Raw genomic sequence first — 21,416 nt, forward strand, 5'->3', positions numbered from 1 at the left:
TGGTTTTCCTGCGTCAAGACTGCAAAATATAGTGATTATACCCATGCATAACCAGGCAAATTTCATTTCGCTACTGACCAGCTCTATTTTTAAAAACAGAAGATATCAGTGCAGTGATTCCGCTTTCGCGAAAGCGGAAAACCCTGCCGGCCTCTATGAAAGTTAACTGCGTGGTACAATTATTTAAAAAACAGAATGAACGGATCTTCCCTTGCTCATTCATCAAGTATCATCCCAATTGATGACCCTTCACTATGCTACCTCAATCGAAAACCTATACTTACATACTTCTGTTCAAGTGGTGATCCATCAAGAATATTGTTCAGACCGTATTGAACAAAGAGTTGCACGTCATCATACCCTGCGTATGCGCTCAGTCCGTATGTAAAGTTATTGACTTCAAAATCGTTGGTCAGGGTAGATGTTACATCCCGGCCTTCCCGATCAAATTTGATAACTTGGGAGCTGGTAGTTACATAGCCAAGGTAACCACCCAATCCAACAACAAAGGCTTTATCCTGGTGATATCTTTTCAGGCCATCCTTATAAGTTTGGAGTTTGCGTGATCCAAATTCAATATATAGGGGTGCCACGAGGCTGGTTTGGACAAATTGGCTGCGATCTGTGTTAATTCCAATGGGTTCCAGATTCGTAATATTATTTTGGGTGAAATAGCCTTGATTGTCCTTGATATTTAATATGTGGGTGCTGAGACCCAGGCCATAGACAAATCTTACCTTATCATTTTCAGGCTGCAATCTCGTGTGAAATTCCAAAGCCACACCAAATATTCCTGATCCAAAAAACTGATAGTCCTCACCTATCCCATTCCCATCCCCCAAGGCCTGTGTAAATCCAGCATCAACTGTTAATCTGGTACGGGTCCTGATCTTTTCCTTATCTCTTCTGGAAGGATCAAAAATATCAAGAAAATCATAAGGCGCAGTCTCTGGTTCCTCGGCAGTTTCTTCTTGCGAATAAGCAAGACCAACGGAAAATAGGAACAATAATAGTAAGTACTTTTTCATGGGTTTTTAGTTGAGGTTATTCATTAGTGAATTTAATGCATTACACTCGATTTTCCTGATATAAAGAGGCCGTCCAAAAAGAAACTTTAAAATGAACTTGTCGAAGTTTTAAATGATGAATTTTCAAATTGTCTTCTAAGAGCTTCAACTGACAGAATTAATGTTTATGGACTTTTAGGAGAGCCTCTTCAGGCTAATCAAAAAATGTCTAGGAAGGAAATTATTGGAACCGAATCCCAAAACTGACATACTGTGCATCCACAGATCCTGATTGAAAGACATTATTGAGATTCATACGACCGAACAGCGTTGTACTCCCTTTTCCGATATAGGCATCCAGTCCATACACCAAGACTTCGTTTTCAAAGGCGTCAACAATTGTGTTTTTTATTTCTCTTCCGTTTTCTTCGTACTTTAATTTCAGCCTGGAGCTCATGTTCACGCCAACAAATCCCCCGATTCCTGCTTTCCAATGATCGCCTTGTTGGTAACGCACCCTTCCGTCGTCGTACTCCTTTTTGTCCGTCCCACCGAATTCCAATTGTAAAGGAACAATCAGCTGATCTTGGCGAAATTTGGCCTTATCGACTGCAAAGCCAATGCTTGTGATTTGCGTATCATCAGTATTAGGAGAGAAGATGCGTCCACCATTGAGTTCTGCCCCATGTGATTGGTACATCAACCCGTAATTAAACCGCAATTTTTGATTGGTACTCAAAGCGGTTTGGTATTGGATTCCGAAGGATACATAATTGTTATTTCCATAGCTAAAATCATCAATCCCCAATTGGTCCCCATTCATAAAATTGTAGCCAAAACCTAGACTAAAGCCGGATGTAGTTTTTATTTCCTTCTGCAATTTTCGTTGATTAGCCTCCAATTCAATATTAAATCCATTGCCCATAGTAACAGTAATGTTGCTGTTGCGCTCACCCTCTTTTTTTCTAATTTTGGTAAATTCAATCAGTCCGTCAATCATTTCGTTATGGGTTTGAATGCGCTGAGCGTACTCGGCAGCCAGTGCTTTTTTATCTGCATCAGCCATGGCTGCAGAATAATTGGCATCCTGTTTCAATCTTTCGTTGATCTTTACAATTTTTTCAGCCAAATCAGTGCGTTGATTAGATTCATATAAAGCCTTTTGGCGTTCCAGCGCCTCAATTTCCTTTATCACAGTTTGCTTCAACTTTTCTTTTTCTGCTACATCCAAGGAATCTTCCTTGTAGGTATAAGGTTTGTTCTCAGGATCTACCTGGGCGTGGAGGCCGAGACTTGAAAAGAAAGCCAATACAATGGCACTGCATAGTAGTATATTTTTCATAGGTATTTATTTTAAGATATAGTGATGGCCGTCCGTCCTTCAAACAGCTTCTTTAATTCAGGTTTATAATGTTGGATTATTCTTTTTTACCAATCAGGGCGTAGGCTTCGGCCTTGAGCCTACCCAACCCATCAAAAATGGCGTTATTGACCTTGTTGCGTTGTTCAGCCTCTATGTCCCATTCGGTTTCCCTCAAAAGCTGATCGGGACTAATGCTGCTCGCGGTAGCGGCCTCGTCCTTGTACTGACCAAAGGCTTGTTGCAACAGTCGATCAGCTTCCTGCTCTGCGGTTAGCAGAGCTGCAGCTTCAATGGCCGAATTCTTGGCAATCATCTCACGATCCCGCTGTGCTTGTAAAAAATCAGCTTCCACTTGTTCAGGATTAAAGTTGGATTTGTTATCCTGACTGATAGGCGTATTAGAAATTTCATTAGTAGAGGCGATAGCACTCCCCAATGGCTTCTGTGGCACACCAGAATTGGTCGTCTTATTAACGAGACTTTTTTCAGCTGAAACATGAGATCCACGCCTATTGTTGGCTACAGATTGTTGATATTGGCTTTCTTGGTCCACGTCCATTCCAGCCATCCCTTCCTGATCTTTTGATCCTACGGGTGCGGCTATGATTTTCTCCACCTTAAGTGGATTCTGCTCTGAAGCGAGGCTGTCTTGCTCTTGGGTTTCTTCCGAGACCATCATTTCATCTGATGCCTGGGGGCCATTTATTTCTTGTTGAATAAAAGGAGTCAACAGCAGTGCTACCAAAAGCACTGCAGCGATACCAGACAACCAAAAAATCACAGGTTTGCTATGCGATTTTTCCTGCTCATCCAATCGATCGGCAAGTCGTTCCCAAGCCTGATCACTTGGCTTGATCTCGCGTTGATCAAAAGAATTTTTTATATTGTTAAGCTTCATAATGTTGCTCTTTGACTTGTTTAATTTGTCCCTGTAGCATTAATCTCGCCTTACGGAACTGTGTTTTACTCGTGTTCTCGCTGATATTTAACATGCCCGCAATTTCACGATGTTTAAATCCATCGACCGCATACATGACAAAAACACTTTTGTATCCATCTGGTAATGCGTCAATACATTCCTGTAACACATCCATGGGTACATTATCAGCATCTTCTTCTGACTCCTCTGTGCCTACTTTTTCTTCGTCAACCTCATCTTTATATCGAAATGGATCCTTTTTACGCAAATGATCCAGACATTCTCTTACCATGATGCGTCTAACCCAGCCTTCAAAACTACCATTGTGGGAAAAGCTGTCCAACTTTGTAAATACTTTGAAAAAACCATTGAGCATACATTCTTCTGCGGTTTCCAGCGGACTCACATACTGACGACATACGCTTAACATTTTAGGCGAATGCTTCTCAAAAAGATGCTTCTGGGCTTTACGATCACCCTTCATCGCCTTTTGCAAGAGCTTTTTTTCGTTGGTATACAGTTGAATCACCTTCACAATTTACGTGCTTTCTATTGATAAAGACGAGACCATATTTAAAAGGTTGTCTGACGGATAGATTTTTTTTTTAAAAAGTCAATAATAAATATCCTACGCAGGGATAAATCGAGCATTTCACACAAAAAAAGCCCCAATCCACCTTGAAGTGAATTGGGGCAAAATAGGGTTAAGGATTAATTTATCCTTTGGGAAGGATGACCGTATCGATCACATGAACCACTCCATTGCTGGCTTCAATATCCGTTGCCGTGACTATAGATTTTCGACCTTGCTCGTCAGTTAGAACGACCTCGCCATTTTTCAAGCTGGCATATAAGTTTTGACCTTGTACGGTCTTGGTCATGAATCCGCCGCCGTTACGTTTGATTGAATCGATAATATCTGCGGCCGTAACTTTGCCAGCCACTACATGATAAGTGAGTACAGACTGTAACTTTTTCCTATTTTTGGGTTTTAGCAAGTCATCCACTACACCATCAGGCAATCTATTAAAGGCTGAATTAGTGGGTGCAAATACAGTAAATGGTCCGTCTCCTTTGAGGGTTTCAACAAGGTCGGCCGCCTTAACTGCCGCAACCAGCGTACTGAACTTCTTATCTGACAAAGCAATATCAACGATGTCAGGAGTCTCATGATACGACCACTGATTGGTCTTCACCACTTGATAATTATGATCAGTACTGGTCGTATTTGTCTGTTTGCTGGAATGACATTGCGCGTGCAATCCCGTAGTCAGGAAACAAGCGATGGTACTAAGGATAAAAAAATTTGAAAGTTTCATTTTGTAGGTATTAGATTAAAAATTCGTTTATTTGATCGATCACCCAGTGTTACGCCCAGTTTTGAGCTTTGGATGTTTTGGGTGCGATAAAAATTTGTTAAAACATAAATGTCCTTTACAGACCGGCATATTGAAGCACTTTTTATGGAAGGGGATTCCCGAGCCATGGGCTTGATCTATGAGCGTTATGCGGGAGTACTTTTTGGTGTGGCGGTCAAATTGACACAGGAAAAAAACTTAGCTCAAGAGGTATTACAACTATCCTTGATCAAAATTTGGGAAAAATCAGACACTTTTGATCGCAGCAAATCAAAATTGTTTACCTGGATGTTTCAAATCACCAGAAATACCGCTTTGGATGAAATCCGCAAAAAACAGCGCTCAAAAGAAATCCAAATCACAGATCGTGACGTATACCTTGATGAAAATGTATATGATAAAGAAACGCTGGAACAGTTACGACAGCAATTGGGTCAAATGGACCCAAAACACCGGGAAGTGCTAGATGCAATATTCTTTAAAGGTTTAACCCATAAAGCCGCTTCAAGTCATTTATCCATGCCGTTGGGTACATTAAAAACCCGTTTACGTAATGCTCTGAAGGAATTACGTCTTATTAATAAAGGATTGTACATGCTATTATTGAGCCTGCTATCATGACGGAACAACAAAACATACAGGAATTTTTGGACTCTGGCCTGCTGGAGCAATACGTGATAGGCGCTACTACAGTGGCTGAATCACAGCAGGTAGAACACATGATTGCCGACCATGAGGAAATTGATTTTGCGTATCAAAAACTTCAAGAAGAATTATACACCTACAGTCAGCTTCACTCTGTTGAACCCCCAGAAGATGTTAAAGCGGAGATGACAGCGCGCTACCTCGATCAGAAAGTTCATAAAAGTGCACAAGGCTCTGCCAATCGATGGAACATCGCTGCTATACTGATAGCGTTAATCGGTTTAGCCGGCGTATGGTATTCACAAACCCAAGTTCAGGACCTCCAGCAAGAAGTGACCAGTGCCCGTAAAAATAATACGCAACTCAACAATCAAATCAACGAATTAGAAAACAAACAGACTGAACTGGAAACTTCAATGGCCTTTTTAAGATCTCCACAGACCCAAAAATATGTACTGGAAGGAAATCAACGAGCAAAAGGACTTCAAGTTATGGCTTTTTATAACCCTACTCAGGAAAAGGCCAGGCTGGAAATCGACAAGCTAGCACAGCTGGATCAAGATCATGATTTTCAATTATGGGCAGACGTAGAGGGAGAAATGATATCCCTGGCGGTGATTCAAAATGTGCAGTCAGTTGAATTAGACCCTAAAATTCTCCAACAAGCCGCAAGCCTAAACATTACTATTGAAAAGGCGGGAGGAAGCGATCACGCTACTGTAGAAAATCTAGTGGCCGCTGTTCCTGTTTTAGTGAGGTCTTGATCATTCCCTATTTAGCATCTCCTTTGTAACCAAACCTTCTGAGCTGCCTTTCATTGCTGCGCCAATTCTTATTGACCTTTACAAAGAGTTCGATATGTACCTGTTTCCCAAAAAACTTTTGGAGATCCTTCCGGGCTTCGGTTCCCACACGTTTGATAGCTTCTCCTTTATGACCTATGATGATTCCTTTTTGGGTCTCCCGTTCTACCATGATCACACTACGGATCCGTATGATGTCATCATCTTCAAAAAATTCTTCAGTTTCAATTTCAACTGAGTAGGGAATTTCTTTTTTATAGTGCATCAAGATTTTTTCCCGTATGCTCTCGTTCACAAAAAACCTTTCGGGCTTGTCGGTTAAAGCATCTTTGGGATAAAAAGCAGGAGATTCAGGAAGTACTTCTATAATACGGTTCAACAATTCTGGAACTCCAAAGTTTTCCAATGCACTGATGGCAAAAATTTCAGCGTTTGGTAACCGATCTTTCCAGTGCTCCAACGCTTGGGCCAGTAATTCTGGATTTCCTTTGTCAATTTTATTGATAAGGACAAAAACTGGTACCTCTGCAAAAGTAAGTCGCTTTTCAAAGGCTTCATTTTTCAATTCCTTTTCGCCCAATTCGACTATATATAAAATACAATCGGCATCTTCAAAAGCATTCTTGACAAATTCCATCATACTTTCTTGAAGCTTATAAGCTGGTTTGATAATACCCGGAGTATCACTTAGAACCAGTTGAAAATCCTCACCATTGACGATGCCCAATATCCGATGCCTGGTAGTTTGGGCTTTGGAGGTTATTATGGACAATCGCTCCCCTACCAATGCGTTCATTAAAGTGCTCTTTCCCACATTGGGATTACCGACGATATTTACAAATCCTGCTTTATGTGCCATGCTGCAAAGATAGAAGTTCTTGCGAGGCTTTGATCCCAACCTCAGGATAATCCATGGTGTAGAGTTGACATCTTTGCCTTTAGAACACGCTTGAAACCTATAATATGTTTGTGTCTTTATTTTTATGTTAAATCGTCGATATGAAGTAAACCGATTGAACAATGGCTTCATTAAAACCGTTAAACCTTGTTAATATACCCTGTAATAATCAGACCTCTACTTATTTTTAGATATGATAAAATTTCAACAAACTCAAGAAGTCGCAAATTCGGCTCAAAAAACATCTGAAAATTCTGCAGAAATAAAGGACAGCGGAGCTTTGATTTGGGAACAGTTGACCTCCTGGTACAATTCGTTTATCAAACATCTACCAAACATAGGTATCGCCATTGTCGTTTTAATCGTAGCCTATTTTGTATCCAAGTATGTCGATAAAGGTGTCCGCCGATTAATGGGAAACAAGGCCCAGTCCAGCGTCAAACGCCTGGCAGGTAAATTCGTAGCTATCTTAGTGGTGCTGGGCGGAATCTTTATCGCCATGAGCGTCCTTCAATTGAACGACGCAGTCCAGGGAATCATAGCAGGAGCAGGAATCTCAGGGTTGGTTATAGGATTGGCATTGCAGGGTTCTTTGTCCAATATCATTAGTGGTATTGTACTATCGTTCCGCAAAGAGGTTAAAGTAGGAGACTGGATTGAAACTACCGATTTTGCTGGTGAAGTGACCGAAATTCAACTGGACAAATTTATCATCAAGCAAGCCGATAATAATCTGGTGGTCATCCCTAATAAAACCATCATGGATAACCCGATGAAAAACTGGTCGCTTACACCACGTATGCGCGTTGTTTTGGAATGCGGTGTAGGATACGAAAGTGATCTAGATGCCGTCAAAGAGCTTGCTATCAACACCATAAAGGAAAAGTTTCCACCCAAGAACAATGAAGAAATCGAATTCTTTTACACTGAATTTGGAGGAAGCAGTATTAATTTTATGTTGCGTTTTTGGATCGATGCCAAAAAGGCCAAACAAAAACACCAGGCTTTAAGTGAATCGGTAATTGCGATCAAGAAAGCCTTTGATGGAGCTGGTGTCAATATTCCTTTCCCCATCCGTACTTTGGAATTCAACAACAAACTCAGCTTAGAAAAGGTTGCTCAAGAAGAATCCCGTACAGCGTCAGATAATTAATTGATCTAGAAATATCTAAAAAATCACCCTGATCACACTGAACAGGGTGATTTATTTATGAGGAATAATGGCTAGAGACTTTTAGTCCTACCGCCATCCACGGGTAAATTGATACCGTTGATATAACCCGCCAGCGGACTCGCCAAAAAAAGTATCGCGTGAGCAATTTCCTCAGGTTCGGCAAATCGTCTGGCTGGAACACTGTTCTTCATCGCCTGGGCGGCATCTTCTTCAGAATGACCTGATCTGGTCGCTTTACCCGTGACAATTTTATCCAATCGATCCGTCGCTGTAAAGCCGGGCAACACATTATTGACCGTAATACCGTGAGGTCCTAATTCTGTTGCCAGGGTTTTTGACCAGCTGGCCACTGCTCCTCTGATTACGTTGGACACACCCAAAAATTCGATCGGCGCCTTTACACTCGTGGAAATCACATTAATGACCCTGCCGTAACCTGAACGCTTCATTCCTTCCAGACAAGCTTTTAATAAAACCTGGTTACATTTTACGTGTTGATCAAATCCTTTCTGCAGGGATTCAACCTCAGCCTCTATCAAGTGCCCCGGAGGTGGACCACCAGTATTATTGACCAAAATGTGGATAGGGTTCGCTTTCGCGAAAGCGGTTACCACAGACTCCACCTCATTTACATCGTTAAAATCAGCTACCAAATAGGTATGATCATGACGGTGACTGCGATCCAGCTCGTTCAGCACTTCCTGTAATTTATTGGGGTTGCGGGCCAAAAGGATGACCCGGGCTCCAGACGCTGCAAAAGCCAGCGCAGTTGATTTTCCTATACCAGTACTGCTTCCACAGACTAGTGCTGTTTTATCTTTCAAATTGATTTCCATATGACGAAAATAACAAATTCGGTAGTTTAAGCACAACTGGATAACCAAAGTCATGCGGACAATGCCAGCTGATCAAGACTTGGCTTTTTTTAAGGCTTAACCTCCGATTATAATTACCTTTGCGCTTTTGCTAAAACTATGATCGTCACTAAAACAAGCGAAGAACTGGAAATCATGCGTCGTGCTGCCTTGATGGTAAGCAAAACGCTGGGAATGATTGCTGCCGAAATCAAACCAGGCGTTACTACACTGCAATTGGACACCCTGGCCGAAGAATATATCAGAGACCACGGAGCCATTCCTGGATTTAAAGGATTGTATGATTGCCCCAGCACCCTGTTGATTTCACCTAATGAAGAAGTGGTCCATGGTATTCCTAAGGAGGTCGCCATCAAGGAAGGAGACGTACTTTCCATAGATTGTGGTGCCATCGTTGACGGGTTTTACGGTGACCATGCCTACACCTTTACAGTAGGTGATGTGCCACAGGAAACCCAAGAACTCTTAGATCGTACTAAACAGAGTCTGTATGTAGGAATTGAACAATTTAGAAAGGGCAACCGAGTAGGTGATGTAGGCTATGCGATACAGCAATATTGTGAGTCATTTGGCTACGGAGTCGTCAGGGAATTGGTAGGCCACGGATTGGGAAGGGTCATGCACGAAGATCCCCAAATGCCCAATTACGGCAAAAGAGGACGAGGCAAAAAATTTATAGAAGGAATGACCGTTGCCATCGAACCCATGATCAACCTGGGTACAAAAAGCATCAAACATCATCCAGACGGTTGGACCATTACTACCAGAGACAAAAAACCAAGTGCACATTTTGAGCACAATGTAGCTTTGGTTGACGGAGAGCCCAGACTGCTCAGCACCTTTGATTACATCTATGAAGTATTGGGAATCACCAGTGATGAAGAAGATCCTTACCGCTGGAAGGAGCAATAAATTAGGGTGAAAAAGCTATTCAAATACATATTGAACCTTATCCCGCGGCCATGGCTGATCCAGTTGAGTTATTTAGTCAGGCCGTTACTGGCATGGTGGTATAAAGGTGATCGCTATCAGGATCCGATTGACGGTAAAGAGTTTAAAAGCTTCTTGCCTTATGGCTATGGACAAATGCGTGACAATGTATTGTCGCCCTCCACACTTTCATTGGAAAGACACCGTTTGCTTTGGTTATATCTGAAGCAGCAAACAGATCTCTTTACCCGCTCCCAGAAATTATTGCACTTTGCACCAGAACAATGTTTTTATCATCGCTTTCGCGAAAGCAAAAATATTACTTATACCACGACAGACTTAAATTCTCCGCTAGCCGATGTAAAGGCGGATATTTGCGCGTTGCCCTTTGCTGATAATGAGTTTGACTTCATTCTCTGCAACCATGTGCTGGAACATATCCCTGATGACCAAAAAGCGATGGTAGAAATCTACCGCGTACTCAAACCAGGTGGGACGGCGATTCTCCAAATTCCGCTGGATGCAGATCGGGAGGAGACATTTGAAGATCCCAGCATCACAGATCCAGTTGAACGCGCCCAGATATTTGGTCAATATGATCACGTTAGGGTGTATGGTATGGATTATTTTGACAAGTTGGATCGCGTAGGGTTCCATGTAGACGCGGTTGATTACACCAGTGAATTAGGCGCCAAATTGGTAGATCGCTACCGATTAGCACCGGGCGAGCTGATCCCAGTGGTCAAAAAAGTTATTTGAAGCGTTGGAGGCAAATATGTTTTTTCAACGCGTGACATAAGATTGAAACCCGGGAGTAGACTCAAATTTTAGCATACCGTTTTCATCCAGGTACATGATCACCACTTCCAATTCAGGAAGGTTTTTTAGCAGTACTCTTGATTTCTCCAATGGCATGGCCATAAAGGCTGTAGCATATCCATCGGCTAGCGTACAGTTATCAGCAATTACATTGACAGCCAACACATTACTGGGTTCTGCCAGACCGGTCAGCGGGTTTACGGTATGCACATATTCCTGGCCCGTCTCCGAATCTACCTTGAACTTTCTGTAGTTCCCACTACCGGCCATAGCTTTATCAGAAAAAGCTACAACGGTAATGTATCTGCGTTCACCGGGCACCAGTTTTGGATCATCTATCCCAATCGCCCAGGCACCGCCTCGATCCAGGTTTTTACCCTTGGTAACGACCTCTCCTCCTACTTCCACCAAATAATTTTCTACCCCCAGATTGTCCAACAAACCAGCGATATGGTCAACCAGCGTTCCTTTGGCAATGGCATTGAATTCCAGGTACATTCCTTTTTTCGAGGACTTTAAATAAAATGAATCAGCAACAGATGAAGCCTGGAGTTCCATCTTATGAAAACCAACGTATTCCAACAGGCTATCCACTTTTTGTCTAGAAGGAATTTGATCCTGCTCACCTTGCGCTCCAAAACCATAAGCATTGACCAGATTGCCTACAGTAGGATCAAAATAACCATCAGTCTTGCGGTATATTTCCTGGGCTTGATCAAATACTTGTTGAAAAGGACGACCTACCAAGACGCTATCCTCACCGGCATTAATGCGATTGATCAGCGAATTCTTCTGCCAGGTACTCATCGAGGCATTGAACATATCAATGATACTATCCACCTTAGAATTTAATTCCACTGATTGATCTGCAAATAGCTTAATGGAGTAAGTTGTTCCAATCGCATTGCCCTGAAAATTTTGGGCCTCAGGAAGGTTTTTGGTTTTTTCCTTGCATCCTAAAAACAACACACAGAACACTAATAAATACCTCATATTATTTGATTTCGATCAATCCGGCAAAATTAACCACATAGTCATCCTCATGATGAACTGGCATTTCATAATTTTTTGAATTGGCCAAACCTACACCAGCATAATAGGTTCGGGCTTTGAACTTGATACCGTGGTCACGAACCTTATTCACCAGGTCTTCATCATAATGTACTGGATTGTCTGGATATCGAACCGCACGCACAACTACAAAATGCAGTTTTTTATCCTTCAGGGCTACAAACTGGGGATCCTTTTTGGGTTTGGAATTGATGCTCAAAAACTCAAACCCCAACTCTTCCATCTCGCTCCCTACGATATTCATAGCCAGATGATGCAACTCTTGATCCGATAGTGGTGTTAACATGGCGCAAAGATAGCAGTATTGGCTGGGAAAAGACTTATACCTGCGATCCAGGCGGTAAATCCGTTGTTGGAAATACAGTATAGGCCGTGCATTTGTTATCTTTAGACCGAAGGAATTCTTATGGATCAAAAAATTAATTATCTAATTGCCGGTCTAATTTGCATTTGTTTTTTAGGCTGTGGTGACCAGCACAAACTCATGGATCAAACCAGTGCGGATGATCGACCCTTAACCTCTTACGTGAATCCATTTATAGGAACTGGCGGTCATGGCCATACCTATCCAGGTGCGACTTTGCCATTCGGGATGGTCCAATTAAGCCCTGACACCCGATTAGAAGGTTGGGATGGCTGCAGCGGTTATCACTACAGCGATGAACGTATTTACGGATTTTCCCATACACACCTCAGCGGGACAGGAGTTATTGATTATGGTGATATTCTATTAATGCCCACTGACAGCGCCTATACCAACAATGGCGCTGATGGAAATCCAGGTTATGCATCTCGTTTTTCACACAACAAAGAGTTGGCAAGCCCAGGTTACTATCAAGTTCATTTGGAAGACAGTCAAATCGACGTGCGTCTGACAACCACAGAGCGAGCAGGTATTCACGAATACAGATTCCCTTCTAGAGATCATCAATATGTGATACTGGATTTGGCGCATCGGGATGAGTTGACTGATTATGAGATGAATCTGGAGTCATCGACCACAATCAGCGGTAAGCGGTTTTCAAAAGCCTGGGCTACAGACCAGCGCTTATTTTTTTATATCAAATTGTCTCATCCCATCCGAAACAATGCAGCAGACAGTGCAGACCAAGTATACCCATTGCAATTGGATAATCCCCTCAACGAACCTGTTGTTATCAAAGTAGGCATCAGTGCGGTAGACATTGCAGGCGCCAAAAGGAATTTGGAATCCGAGATAGGAGAACGAAGTTTTGAGCAGATTAAAGCTGCAGCTACAACGACATGGGAAAACCAATTGTCAAAAATCCAGGTAGAAGACTCGTCAAAGGAGTATAAGATCAATTTTTATACGGCGCTTTACCACAGTATGCTTGCTCCAAACTTATACCAAGACGTGGATGGCAGGTACAGAGGAATGGACATGAATATCCACAAGGCAACAGACCATCGCTACTACACCGTATTTTCTATGTGGGACACTTACAGGGCTGCTCATCCTCTATATACAATTATCGAGCGTGAACGCAGCAATGACTTTATACAGACCATGGTTGATAAGTATGAAGAAGGTGGTATACTACCGATTTGGGATTTGAGTGCTAATTATACGGGCTGCATGATTGGCTACCACGGAGTACCAATTATTGCCGATGCCTATCTTAAAGGTATCAGTCAATACGATGAAGAAAAAGCCTTTGAGGCAATGAAGCACAGTGCTTCTCAGGATCATCTGGGATTAAGAAGCTATAAACAAATGGGGTACATTCCTGTGGAAATGGAAAGTGAATCAGTTTCCAAGACCCTTGAATACGCCTATGACGACTGGACCATCGCACAAATGGCCAAAGCCATGGGCAAGCAAGAGGAATACAAGCAGTACGTCCAACGTGCCCAAAACTATAAAAACCTGTACAATCCATCCACTGGATTCCTACAGGGTAGATATTGCAACACCTGGTTTGCTCCTTTTCAACCAGAAGAAGTCAACTTTAACTATACGGAGGCTAACGCATGGCAGTACAGTTTATACGCGCCTCAAGATATCAATGGACATATAGATTTCATGGGAGGTCCTATGACCTATGAAAACCATCTTGACAATCTGTTTGCTGCTCCCATGCAAACCTCTGGCCGCCATCAAGCAGATATCACAGGTCTTATCGGCCAGTACGCCCATGGAAATGAGCCCAGTCACCATATGGCCTACCTTTATAATTATGTAGGCAAACCGCACAAAACCCAAGAAAAAGTCCATCAAATTATGACCAGTCTTTACCAAAATTCACCGGACGGGATTTCAGGAAATGAGGACTGCGGGCAGATGAGTGCCTGGTACATTTTTAGTGCTTTAGGATTTTATCCTGTTACGCCTGCTAGCAACACCTACATTATTGGCACTCCTTTGTTTGATAAAGTCACCATGAATCTGGAAAATGGAAAACAGGTGAAGATTATTAAGAAAGGGGAAGGGATTTATGTGGCAGGAATGAAATATAAATCTGCAGGAGCAACAGATTTTCAACCAATCAACACCTCCTATATTTCTCACGATCTACTGACTCAATCTGGCACCATTCAATTTAACATGAGTACTTCCCCTACGAATTGGGCGCAGTCCATAGCAGGAAGACCCACGAGCAGGATTTCAGAGCATTTGATTACCACCTCGCCCTATATTAAAAATGGTGATATATCATTTTCAAGTTCGACGCAGATTGTTTTGGAGAGCCATCAAGCAGATGCGCAGATTTTCTATGCCTTTGATGACACTGGTTTTCAACCTTACGTCCAGCCTTTGGAAATCTCGGAAGCAAAAAACTTACATACCTACGCGCAAAGAGGAACCCAAAAAAGCCCTGTGATCACGACAAAATTCTATAAATACGATAAAAATAAAAGTATCGTTGTGGAGAGTACATTTGCCAATGAATACAGTGCAGGAGGCAATAATGCCTTGATAGACGGAATGAAGGGAACAAAGGATTTTAGATCCGGCTCCTGGCAAGGCACACAAAAAGAAGACGTGGTGGTGACCGTGGATTTAGGAAGCTCGAAAAATATTTCTTCCATCAACACTAGTTTTTTGAAGGATCAACGCAGCTGGATTTTCTATCCGAAAAAAGTGACTTTTAGGCTTTTGGATCAAAACAAAAAAGAAGTCAAACAAATCACAAGAACACTACCAGAAACTGGTCAGCTCGAAATCTCTGATATATATGATCTCAGTATTGATGTCCACGCTGACAACATCAGATATGTGACAATGCACGCACAGAACTATGGTAAATTGCCGGATTGGCACCTGGGTCATCCCTACGATGGAGATGCCTGGATATTTGTGGACGAAATCAGTATTGAGTAATTGATCTGATGAAGGGCTAGATACCGATAGGTTGAGTGCGCATTCACATGATAAAACAAATAAGAACTAAGAGCATTGACAAATGGACATCAAAAACTTTATTGATAATCAGGAATGTATTCCGTTGAGCGGACTTTGGCTGGAGAATGTAAACCCGGCCATTGGACAAGTTTATGGCGAGATTCCTAATTCTGGAGCTGACGATGTCGAAAAAGCCTATCAGGCTGCAGTGGCTGCATTTGAGTCCTGGTCGGTAACCACAGTTGAACAACGATCTAAAATCATGTTGAAAATTGCCGATCTGATTGATGAATCTCTAGAGGAATTGGCAGCGGCAGAATCCAAGGACAACGGCAAACCCTTATCATTGGCCCGACGTATAGATATCCCTAGAGCCTCGTCAAATTTTAGGTTTTTTGGACACGCCATCACCCAATTTGCTACCAAAACGCATGAAACTACGGGAAAAAACACAATCAATTACACCTTACGCAAACCCTTGGGCGTAGTAGGCTGTATTTCTCCCTGGAACCTGCCACTTTACCTTTTTACCTGGAAAATTGCTCCTGCACTTGCCGCTGGAAATTGTGTGGTCGCTAAACCCAGCGAGGTGACTCCGTTGACGGCCTATCTTTTGGGAGATATCGTTAAAAAAGCTGGGTTGCCACCAGGTGTTTTAAATATTGTTCACGGATTGGGAGGCAGTTGTGGACAAGCCATTGTTGCTCATCCTGGAATCAAGGCCATCAGCTTTACCGGCGGGACCAGCACAGGCGCACATATTGCGGCTACGGCTGCCCCAATGTTTAAAAAATTGTCATTGGAATTAGGTGGAAAAAACCCAAACATCATCTTTGCCGATTGTGATTATGACAAAATGATGGACACCACGGTACGCTCTTCTTTTGCCAATCAAGGACAAATTTGTCTTTGTGGTAGCAGGATTTTAGTGGAGCAATCCCTCTATGAAAAGTTCAAAGCCGATTTCGTCAAACGCGTTCAGGAATTGAGAATAGGCCCGCCAGATCATCCGGACACACAAGTGGGCGCAGTGGTCAGCGCTGCCCACCGAGATAAAATAGAAACTTATTTCGCGGAAGCGAAAAACAACCCAGCCCATGACAATGCCTCAAGTGTCGACGCCTATAACATTTTATGCGGTGGTAAACGTCAGGTAGTTCAAGGACATGAAAACGGATTTTATCTGCAGCCTACCGTCATTGAGGTGAATTCCAATTATTGTCGGTTGAACCAGGAGGAGATTTTTGGACCCGTGGTAACCTTGATGCCATTTAAGAATGAGGCGCACGCGCTGGAGCTGGCCAATGGAACTCAATATGGTTTAAGCGCCAGTTTATGGACCAACGATCTTTCCCGTACAATGCGACTGACCGACAAACTTGAAGCTGGTATTGTTTGGGTAAACACATGGCTCAACAGGGATTTGCGTACGCCTTTTGGCGGTGTCAAAAACAGTGGTGTCGGAAGGGAAGGAGGATTCAATGCCCTGGAATTTTTTACAGAACCCAAAAATGTCTGTATTGAATATTGATCAAAAAGGCCCAGTTGATATTCAGAACATTCCATCAGCTGTATGGTCTAGAACTGATAGCATATCTATGCTAAGTATAGCTTGAGATCATTTAACTTTGTCAGCGCTTAATGACCCAGACTTGGTCATTTAAACCTAATGCCTTTTGAGACAACCTGAACATTTTGATGTCATAATTATCGGTGGTGGCGCTGCAGGTTTTTTTACAGCCATTAACCTGGCAGAGCAATGCCCTAAGCTTTCCATTGTCATTCTGGAACGCGGCAAGCAAACCTTGCAGAAGGTTCGTATCTCAGGGGGAGGAAGATGCAATGTCACCCACGCAGAGTTTGAGCCAAAATCGCTGACCGATAATTATCCGCGGGGCCAGAAAGAACTGCTGGGACCTTTTCATAAATTCATGACTGGGGATACCGTGAACTGGTTTGAGGAACATGGTGTCGAACTTAAAATTGAAACAGATGGACGTATGTTCCCCAGTAGCAATTCTTCCCAAACCATTGTTGATTGTTTTCTCGATACAGCAGCTGCCCTGGACATTCAGATCAAAACCAGTGAAAACGTAACTGCAATTTCCAGAGTTGATCAACATTGGCAGGTAAATACAACAACTCAATCGTATACCAGTAGAGAACTGGTCGTAACCGCAGGAAGCAGTCCCAAGATATGGAAACTCATGCAGCAACAGGGCCACAATATTGTCGATGCTGTGCCTTCCTTATTTACCTTCAACAGCCTGGATGCATCCATAAAGTCCCTGGCCGGAATTGCGGTAGAGGCCAGGATTGAAATCCTTGCGCTGGGATTGGAATCAGAAGGACCTTTATTAATCACGCATTGGGGATTTTCAGGTCCAGCCGTTTTAAAAATGAGCGCCTGGGGAGCTCGTGAATTGAATGATATCAACTACAAATTTGATCTGGTGATCAATTGGCTGGGGTATATTAATCATGAGGAATGCCTGGAACAATTACTTGGCATGAGACAGACCACCAAAAAGAATTTAGGTAACGCCCATCCTTTTGATTTGCCCAAACGATTATGGCAATATTTGGTTGCTAGCCAATTGGACAGTGAAAAAAACTGGAAGGATTGCAGTAACAACGAACTAGAACAATTGGCCAGTTTATTAACCGCCAGCAGTTTTCCCATCGAAGGAAAAAGTACCTTCAAGGAAGAATTTGTAACCGCTGGCGGAGTGGATCTAAAGGAAATTGATTTTAAGACATTTGCTTCGCGCAAGCAAGAAAACCTTTATCTGGCGGGAGAAGTGTTGAATATAGATGCTATTACAGGCGGTTTTAACTTTCAGAATGCCTGGACAGGAGGTTGGCTCATTGCCCAGGCCATCGCTTCCAAATCCCAAATGACTTGAAGTTTTTTCTCTAAATCAATTCCAGCATTGGCAAAGATCTCAAACGCTTTCGTAGAAAATTTGCCGATTGGATTTCAAAAAATTGAAGCTTGGCTTGTCAATATCGTAAATTTAGGGCAAAACCAGATCAGTGAATAAAAAGACGATTTTGATGATCCTTGATGGCTGGGGAATTACCCAGGACCCAAAGGTAAGTGCTATTGCACAGGCCCAGACGCCTTATATCGACGCATTATGCGAGAAGTATCCGCATGCCACGTTACGAACAGATGGCGCTCATGTAGGTCTGCCTGATGGCCAAATGGGAAATAGCGAGGTAGGACATATGAATTTGGGAGCAGGACGGATCGTCTATCAGGATTTGGCAAAAATCAACAAATCCATTCGCGACAATGAATTGGCTCATGAGCAAGTATTGGTAGATGCCTTCGCTTTCGCGAAAGCGAACTCCAGAAAGGTACATTTTCTGGGCTTGGTTTCTGACGGCGGAGTGCACGCCCACATCGACCACCTAAAAGCCCTGCTAGATGCAGCCGAAGAGGCTGGTGTGGAAGATGTATTCATTCACGCCTTTACCGATGGCCGCGATGTAGATCCAAAGTCTGGCGCAGGTCATTTGGCCAATCTACAACAGCACATCAATGGCACCCATGCCCAAATCGCTACGGTGACCGGAAGATATTTTGCGATGGACAGAGACCAGCGTTGGGAACGCGTAAAAAAAGCTTATGATGTGATCGTCCATGGATTGGGAGCACCCACGCATGACGCAGTTGAAGCGATTAAGGAAAACTATGCCTCCGGCACAACGGATGAATTTATTGAGCCTATCGTGGTGCTCAACGGAGCAGAACCAGTAGGCACACTGGATGAAGGCGATGTGGTGATCTTTTTCAATTATCGCACCGATCGTGGGCGCGAACTCACCCAAATGTTATCTCAACAAGATTATACAGAGGTGGGAAGCAAGGCCTTGGAACTTTATTACGTAACCATGACCAAATATGACGAGAGTTATAAAGGTATAAAGGTGATTTTTGAAAAAGACAATCTCAAAAACACCCTGGGTGAAGTATTATCCAAAGCTGGCAAAAAACAAATTCGCATCGCAGAAACGGAAAAGTACCCACACGTCACTTTCTTTTTTAATGGTGGGCAGGAGGAGCCTTTTGAAGGTGAAAAACGATTGATGTGTAATTCGCCCAAAGTAGCCACTTATGATTTACAACCAGAAATGTCTATCGATTGTGTTTCCCAAAAGATTGTTCCGGAAATCGAACAGGAAAGTGCCGATTTTGTTTGTTTAAACTTTGCCAATCCAGATATGGTAGGTCATACTGGATCGATGGAAGCGGCGATCGCTGCTTGTGAAGCGGTAGACCATGCAGCTAGCCAGGTGATTGATGCAGCCGTTGCTCATCATTACAGTGTGCTAGTCATTGCAGATCACGGTAACTGTGAGGTGATGCTCAATGCAGATGGGTCCGTTAACACAGCCCATACGACCAATCCTGTTCCTATGATTTTAATAGATTCAGAGATTACGGATATCAAAGATGGTATTTTAGGAGATATTGCTCCTACCATTTTAAAGTTAATGGGCTTGAAGCAACCTGTAGAGATGACACAAAAAGCACTCGTCAATTAGCCTTCTGCTGAATGCTTAGAACCGTTGCAGCACCAGTCCAAAATTTGACAACGATACTGAACCACCTGCATTTCCGTTACCTTGGTTATACGCAATTCTAATTTTTGCTCCATTGGCCAGAAAGGTTCCTAATTGGAATAACAAGATCGATTCACTGATTCGATTGTTTTGTCCTGAACCCCTCAATAAAGGAATGGTTTTCTGATAAATGATAATAGGAGATGCTGCAGTACCAATATCGATGGCTAAGATTAAATAACTATTATTTTCTGCTGGAACAGCGTTGCATTGAAACCTCAACTGGGCAGAGTCTCCTAACTCTAGCGCTTGTATCGTGTGAGAAGTATCATCAAAGAAATCAAAAGCGTTGTAGCCAGTAGGCGCATAACTAGAGATAGAGCCGTCGCTCGGATCATTGTTAAAATCCAAAAGTAGGTGAGTAAAGTTTAAGGGATTTGCCGCGGCTGCAGCGGATATACCTGTGAGATTCAAATTTAAATCACCATCACTCAATGATACCCAACCTGTACGTTTTATACCCCCTCTTTCTACCGATTCCCAAAGCGTTCCCGTCCAATAGTAGAAACCAGGAAAAACATTCTGAGTCTTATCAGTTCTATTGGTGGTGACCGTATTGTAGACCATCAAGCCCTCCTGGGCAGCTGCTAGGCCAGGTACCGTCGTGGTATCATCCTTTCCGGTCAGGCTAACGCGATTGATCAGTATTCCCGCATCATTTCCTTCAATATGTAAGGAAGTTCCATCCAGGGGATTATCAGTATTGATACCTACCTGAGCAAATAGGCAAAAAGGTATCGTAAGAAAAATTAAAAACGAAATATATCGGACCATCAACGATATTTTAAAAACAATATTACTAATTTTTGCATTAATTATGCCATAATATCGTCATAAAATGCATATCATCTATTATATATGCACTTCAACGAAGTCATAGGTATAGGTGATTCCTATGGAAAAACCAAGTTGAGGTTGATACAAATCTTCCTAAAATGTGTATTTTTATGATTATGAAAAAGATCCTTATCATTATCTCAATGGCTCTATTGGCCTCTTGTGCATCGCAGCAATCGGCCAGTAAATCTACGGATGCGTCAACACCTATGACAACATCTCCAGAGCCAGCTCAAACACCTACTACCCCTATTACGGTAAACAAAGATGCTTCTGGCAATCTTTCTGGAAGAGCTAATAAAGCAGCCTTCATGCAAGCTCCCTTTGACGCTTGGTTTGAAGTCGGCTACAATAATTATACTCCAGATTCAGAAACCCTAGAGGAATTGAAACCTGCTCTTGAAGATGTTGAGATACGTGCTTATATGGGAACATGGTGTGGAGATTCCAAACGTGAAACACCTCGTTTTTACAAAATATTGGATGCGGCTGACTATGATTATGACAAGCTCACGATGATTACAGTGGACCGTTCCAAAACACGACCAGAAGAACTTGTTGATGGTTATGACCTAAACAGAGTTCCTACATTCATTTTCTATCGGGACGGTAAAGAGCTGGGCAGATACGTTGAATATGCCAGAGAATCCTTAGAAAAGGATGTTTTGAAAATAGTTACTGGAGGAGATTACAAACATTCCTATCAACAGTAAACCATCCG

General features: G+C 42.6%; 21 protein-coding genes. 11 read left to right on the top strand and 10 right to left on the bottom strand.

What is annotated here, in order from left to right; all coding sequences use genetic code 11:
* The first annotated feature begins 43 nt into the window (after positions 1 to 43).
* Complete coding sequence (locus EGM47_RS16585) at positions 44 to 166, top strand: hypothetical protein (RefSeq protein ID WP_262707058.1); 123 nt, start codon at positions 44 to 46, stop codon at positions 164 to 166.
* A gap of 91 nt (positions 167 to 257) precedes the next feature.
* Here EGM47_RS16585 and EGM47_RS08280 read toward each other — a convergent pair whose 3' ends face one another.
* The 5 genes from EGM47_RS08280 to EGM47_RS08300 all read right to left on the bottom strand — a co-directional run bounded on the left by EGM47_RS08280 (position 258) and on the right by EGM47_RS08300 (position 4,608).
* Positions 258 to 1,028 (bottom strand): hypothetical protein, encoded by a 771-nt coding sequence (locus EGM47_RS08280; protein ID WP_124980297.1) that lies wholly within the window; start codon positions 1,026 to 1,028, stop codon positions 258 to 260.
* A gap of 220 nt (positions 1,029 to 1,248) precedes the next feature.
* The gene (locus EGM47_RS08285) at positions 1,249 to 2,349 is read right to left on the bottom strand and encodes a hypothetical protein (RefSeq protein ID WP_124980298.1); all 1,101 of its coding nucleotides are present in this window, start codon (positions 2,347 to 2,349) and stop codon (positions 1,249 to 1,251) included.
* Positions 2,350 to 2,425: 76 nt separating this feature from the next.
* Positions 2,426 to 3,268 (bottom strand): hypothetical protein, encoded by an 843-nt coding sequence (locus tag EGM47_RS08290; RefSeq protein ID WP_124980299.1) that lies wholly within the window; start codon positions 3,266 to 3,268, stop codon positions 2,426 to 2,428.
* On the bottom strand, positions 3,258 to 3,818 hold the full coding sequence (locus EGM47_RS08295; protein ID WP_317126881.1) for an RNA polymerase sigma factor: 561 nt from the start codon (positions 3,816 to 3,818) through the stop codon (positions 3,258 to 3,260). The genes EGM47_RS08290 and EGM47_RS08295 overlap by 11 nt, the downstream gene beginning before the upstream one ends.
* Before the next feature lie 187 nt (positions 3,819 to 4,005).
* Positions 4,006 to 4,608: a fasciclin domain-containing protein gene (locus EGM47_RS08300; protein WP_124980301.1), complete on the bottom strand. Its 603-nt coding sequence runs from the start codon at positions 4,606 to 4,608 to the stop codon at positions 4,006 to 4,008.
* 108 nt (positions 4,609 to 4,716) lie between these two features.
* Here EGM47_RS08300 and EGM47_RS08305 point away from each other — a divergent pair, with 108 nt between their 5' ends.
* Both EGM47_RS08305 and EGM47_RS08310 read left to right on the top strand, forming a co-directional pair.
* A complete protein-coding gene (locus EGM47_RS08305) occupies positions 4,717 to 5,268 on the top strand; it encodes an RNA polymerase sigma factor (RefSeq protein ID WP_124980302.1) in 552 nt (183 codons plus the stop codon).
* Positions 5,265 to 6,056 carry an anti-sigma factor gene (locus EGM47_RS08310; RefSeq protein ID WP_124980303.1) on the top strand — a complete coding sequence of 264 codons (792 nt, stop codon included), beginning with the start codon at positions 5,265 to 5,267 and terminating at the stop codon, positions 6,054 to 6,056. The genes EGM47_RS08305 and EGM47_RS08310 overlap by 4 nt, the downstream gene beginning before the upstream one ends.
* 7 nt (positions 6,057 to 6,063) lie before the next feature.
* Here EGM47_RS08310 and era read toward each other — a convergent pair whose 3' ends face one another.
* On the bottom strand, positions 6,064 to 6,954 hold the full coding sequence (era, locus tag EGM47_RS08315) for a GTPase Era (protein ID WP_124980304.1): 891 nt from the start codon (positions 6,952 to 6,954) through the stop codon (positions 6,064 to 6,066).
* Between the two features lie 232 nt (positions 6,955 to 7,186).
* On the opposite strand from era, the gene EGM47_RS08320 reads away from it, so the two are divergent.
* Positions 7,187 to 8,146, top strand: coding sequence for a mechanosensitive ion channel family protein (locus tag EGM47_RS08320; RefSeq protein WP_124980305.1), 960 nt, complete (start codon positions 7,187 to 7,189; stop codon positions 8,144 to 8,146).
* A 71-nt stretch (positions 8,147 to 8,217) separates the two neighbouring features.
* Here EGM47_RS08320 and EGM47_RS08325 read toward each other — a convergent pair whose 3' ends face one another.
* On the bottom strand, positions 8,218 to 9,003 hold the full coding sequence (locus tag EGM47_RS08325) for an SDR family oxidoreductase (protein ID WP_124980306.1): 786 nt from the start codon (positions 9,001 to 9,003) through the stop codon (positions 8,218 to 8,220).
* A 138-nt stretch (positions 9,004 to 9,141) separates the two neighbouring features.
* Here EGM47_RS08325 and map point away from each other — a divergent pair, with 138 nt between their 5' ends.
* Both map and EGM47_RS08335 read left to right on the top strand, forming a co-directional pair.
* Positions 9,142 to 9,954, top strand: coding sequence for a type I methionyl aminopeptidase (gene map / locus EGM47_RS08330; protein WP_124980307.1), 813 nt, complete (start codon positions 9,142 to 9,144; stop codon positions 9,952 to 9,954).
* A gap of 6 nt (positions 9,955 to 9,960) precedes the next feature.
* Entirely contained in the window at positions 9,961 to 10,731 is a 771-nt protein-coding gene (locus EGM47_RS08335) for a class I SAM-dependent methyltransferase (protein ID WP_124980308.1), read from the top strand.
* A 24-nt stretch (positions 10,732 to 10,755) separates the two neighbouring features.
* Here the strand turns inward: EGM47_RS08335 and EGM47_RS08340 are convergent, their stop codons facing one another.
* Both EGM47_RS08340 and EGM47_RS08345 read right to left on the bottom strand, forming a co-directional pair.
* Entirely contained in the window at positions 10,756 to 11,784 is a 1,029-nt protein-coding gene (locus EGM47_RS08340) for an FAD:protein FMN transferase (RefSeq protein ID WP_124980309.1), read from the bottom strand.
* Position 11,785: 1 nt separating this feature from the next.
* On the bottom strand, positions 11,786 to 12,148 hold the full coding sequence (locus EGM47_RS08345) for a Na(+)-translocating NADH-quinone reductase subunit F (protein WP_124980310.1): 363 nt from the start codon (positions 12,146 to 12,148) through the stop codon (positions 11,786 to 11,788).
* Positions 12,149 to 12,268: 120 nt separating this feature from the next.
* Here EGM47_RS08345 and EGM47_RS08350 point away from each other — a divergent pair, with 120 nt between their 5' ends.
* The 4 genes from EGM47_RS08350 (at position 12,269) to gpmI (ending at position 19,780) form a co-directional block, all read left to right on the top strand.
* On the top strand, positions 12,269 to 15,205 hold the full coding sequence (locus tag EGM47_RS08350; RefSeq protein ID WP_240642352.1) for a GH92 family glycosyl hydrolase: 2,937 nt from the start codon (positions 12,269 to 12,271) through the stop codon (positions 15,203 to 15,205).
* A gap of 82 nt (positions 15,206 to 15,287) precedes the next feature.
* A complete protein-coding gene (locus EGM47_RS08355) occupies positions 15,288 to 16,757 on the top strand; it encodes an aldehyde dehydrogenase (RefSeq protein WP_124980311.1) in 1,470 nt (489 codons plus the stop codon).
* 145 nt (positions 16,758 to 16,902) lie between these two features.
* A complete protein-coding gene (locus EGM47_RS08360; protein WP_124980312.1) occupies positions 16,903 to 18,132 on the top strand; it encodes a BaiN/RdsA family NAD(P)/FAD-dependent oxidoreductase in 1,230 nt (409 codons plus the stop codon).
* A gap of 130 nt (positions 18,133 to 18,262) precedes the next feature.
* The gene (gpmI, locus tag EGM47_RS08365; RefSeq protein WP_124980313.1) at positions 18,263 to 19,780 is read left to right on the top strand and encodes a 2,3-bisphosphoglycerate-independent phosphoglycerate mutase; all 1,518 of its coding nucleotides are present in this window, start codon (positions 18,263 to 18,265) and stop codon (positions 19,778 to 19,780) included.
* A gap of 15 nt (positions 19,781 to 19,795) precedes the next feature.
* Here the strand turns inward: gpmI and EGM47_RS08370 are convergent, their stop codons facing one another.
* Positions 19,796 to 20,632 (bottom strand): hypothetical protein, encoded by an 837-nt coding sequence (locus tag EGM47_RS08370; RefSeq protein WP_124980314.1) that lies wholly within the window; start codon positions 20,630 to 20,632, stop codon positions 19,796 to 19,798.
* A 179-nt stretch (positions 20,633 to 20,811) separates the two neighbouring features.
* Between EGM47_RS08370 and EGM47_RS08375 the strand changes: the two genes are divergently transcribed.
* Complete coding sequence (locus tag EGM47_RS08375; RefSeq protein ID WP_124980315.1) at positions 20,812 to 21,408, top strand: thioredoxin family protein; 597 nt, start codon at positions 20,812 to 20,814, stop codon at positions 21,406 to 21,408.
* Positions 21,409 to 21,416: the final 8 nt, after the last annotated feature.

It is taken from the genome of Nonlabens xiamenensis, from assembly GCF_003865345.1.
Classification (GTDB): Bacteria; Bacteroidota; Bacteroidia; order Flavobacteriales; family Flavobacteriaceae; genus Nonlabens; species Nonlabens xiamenensis.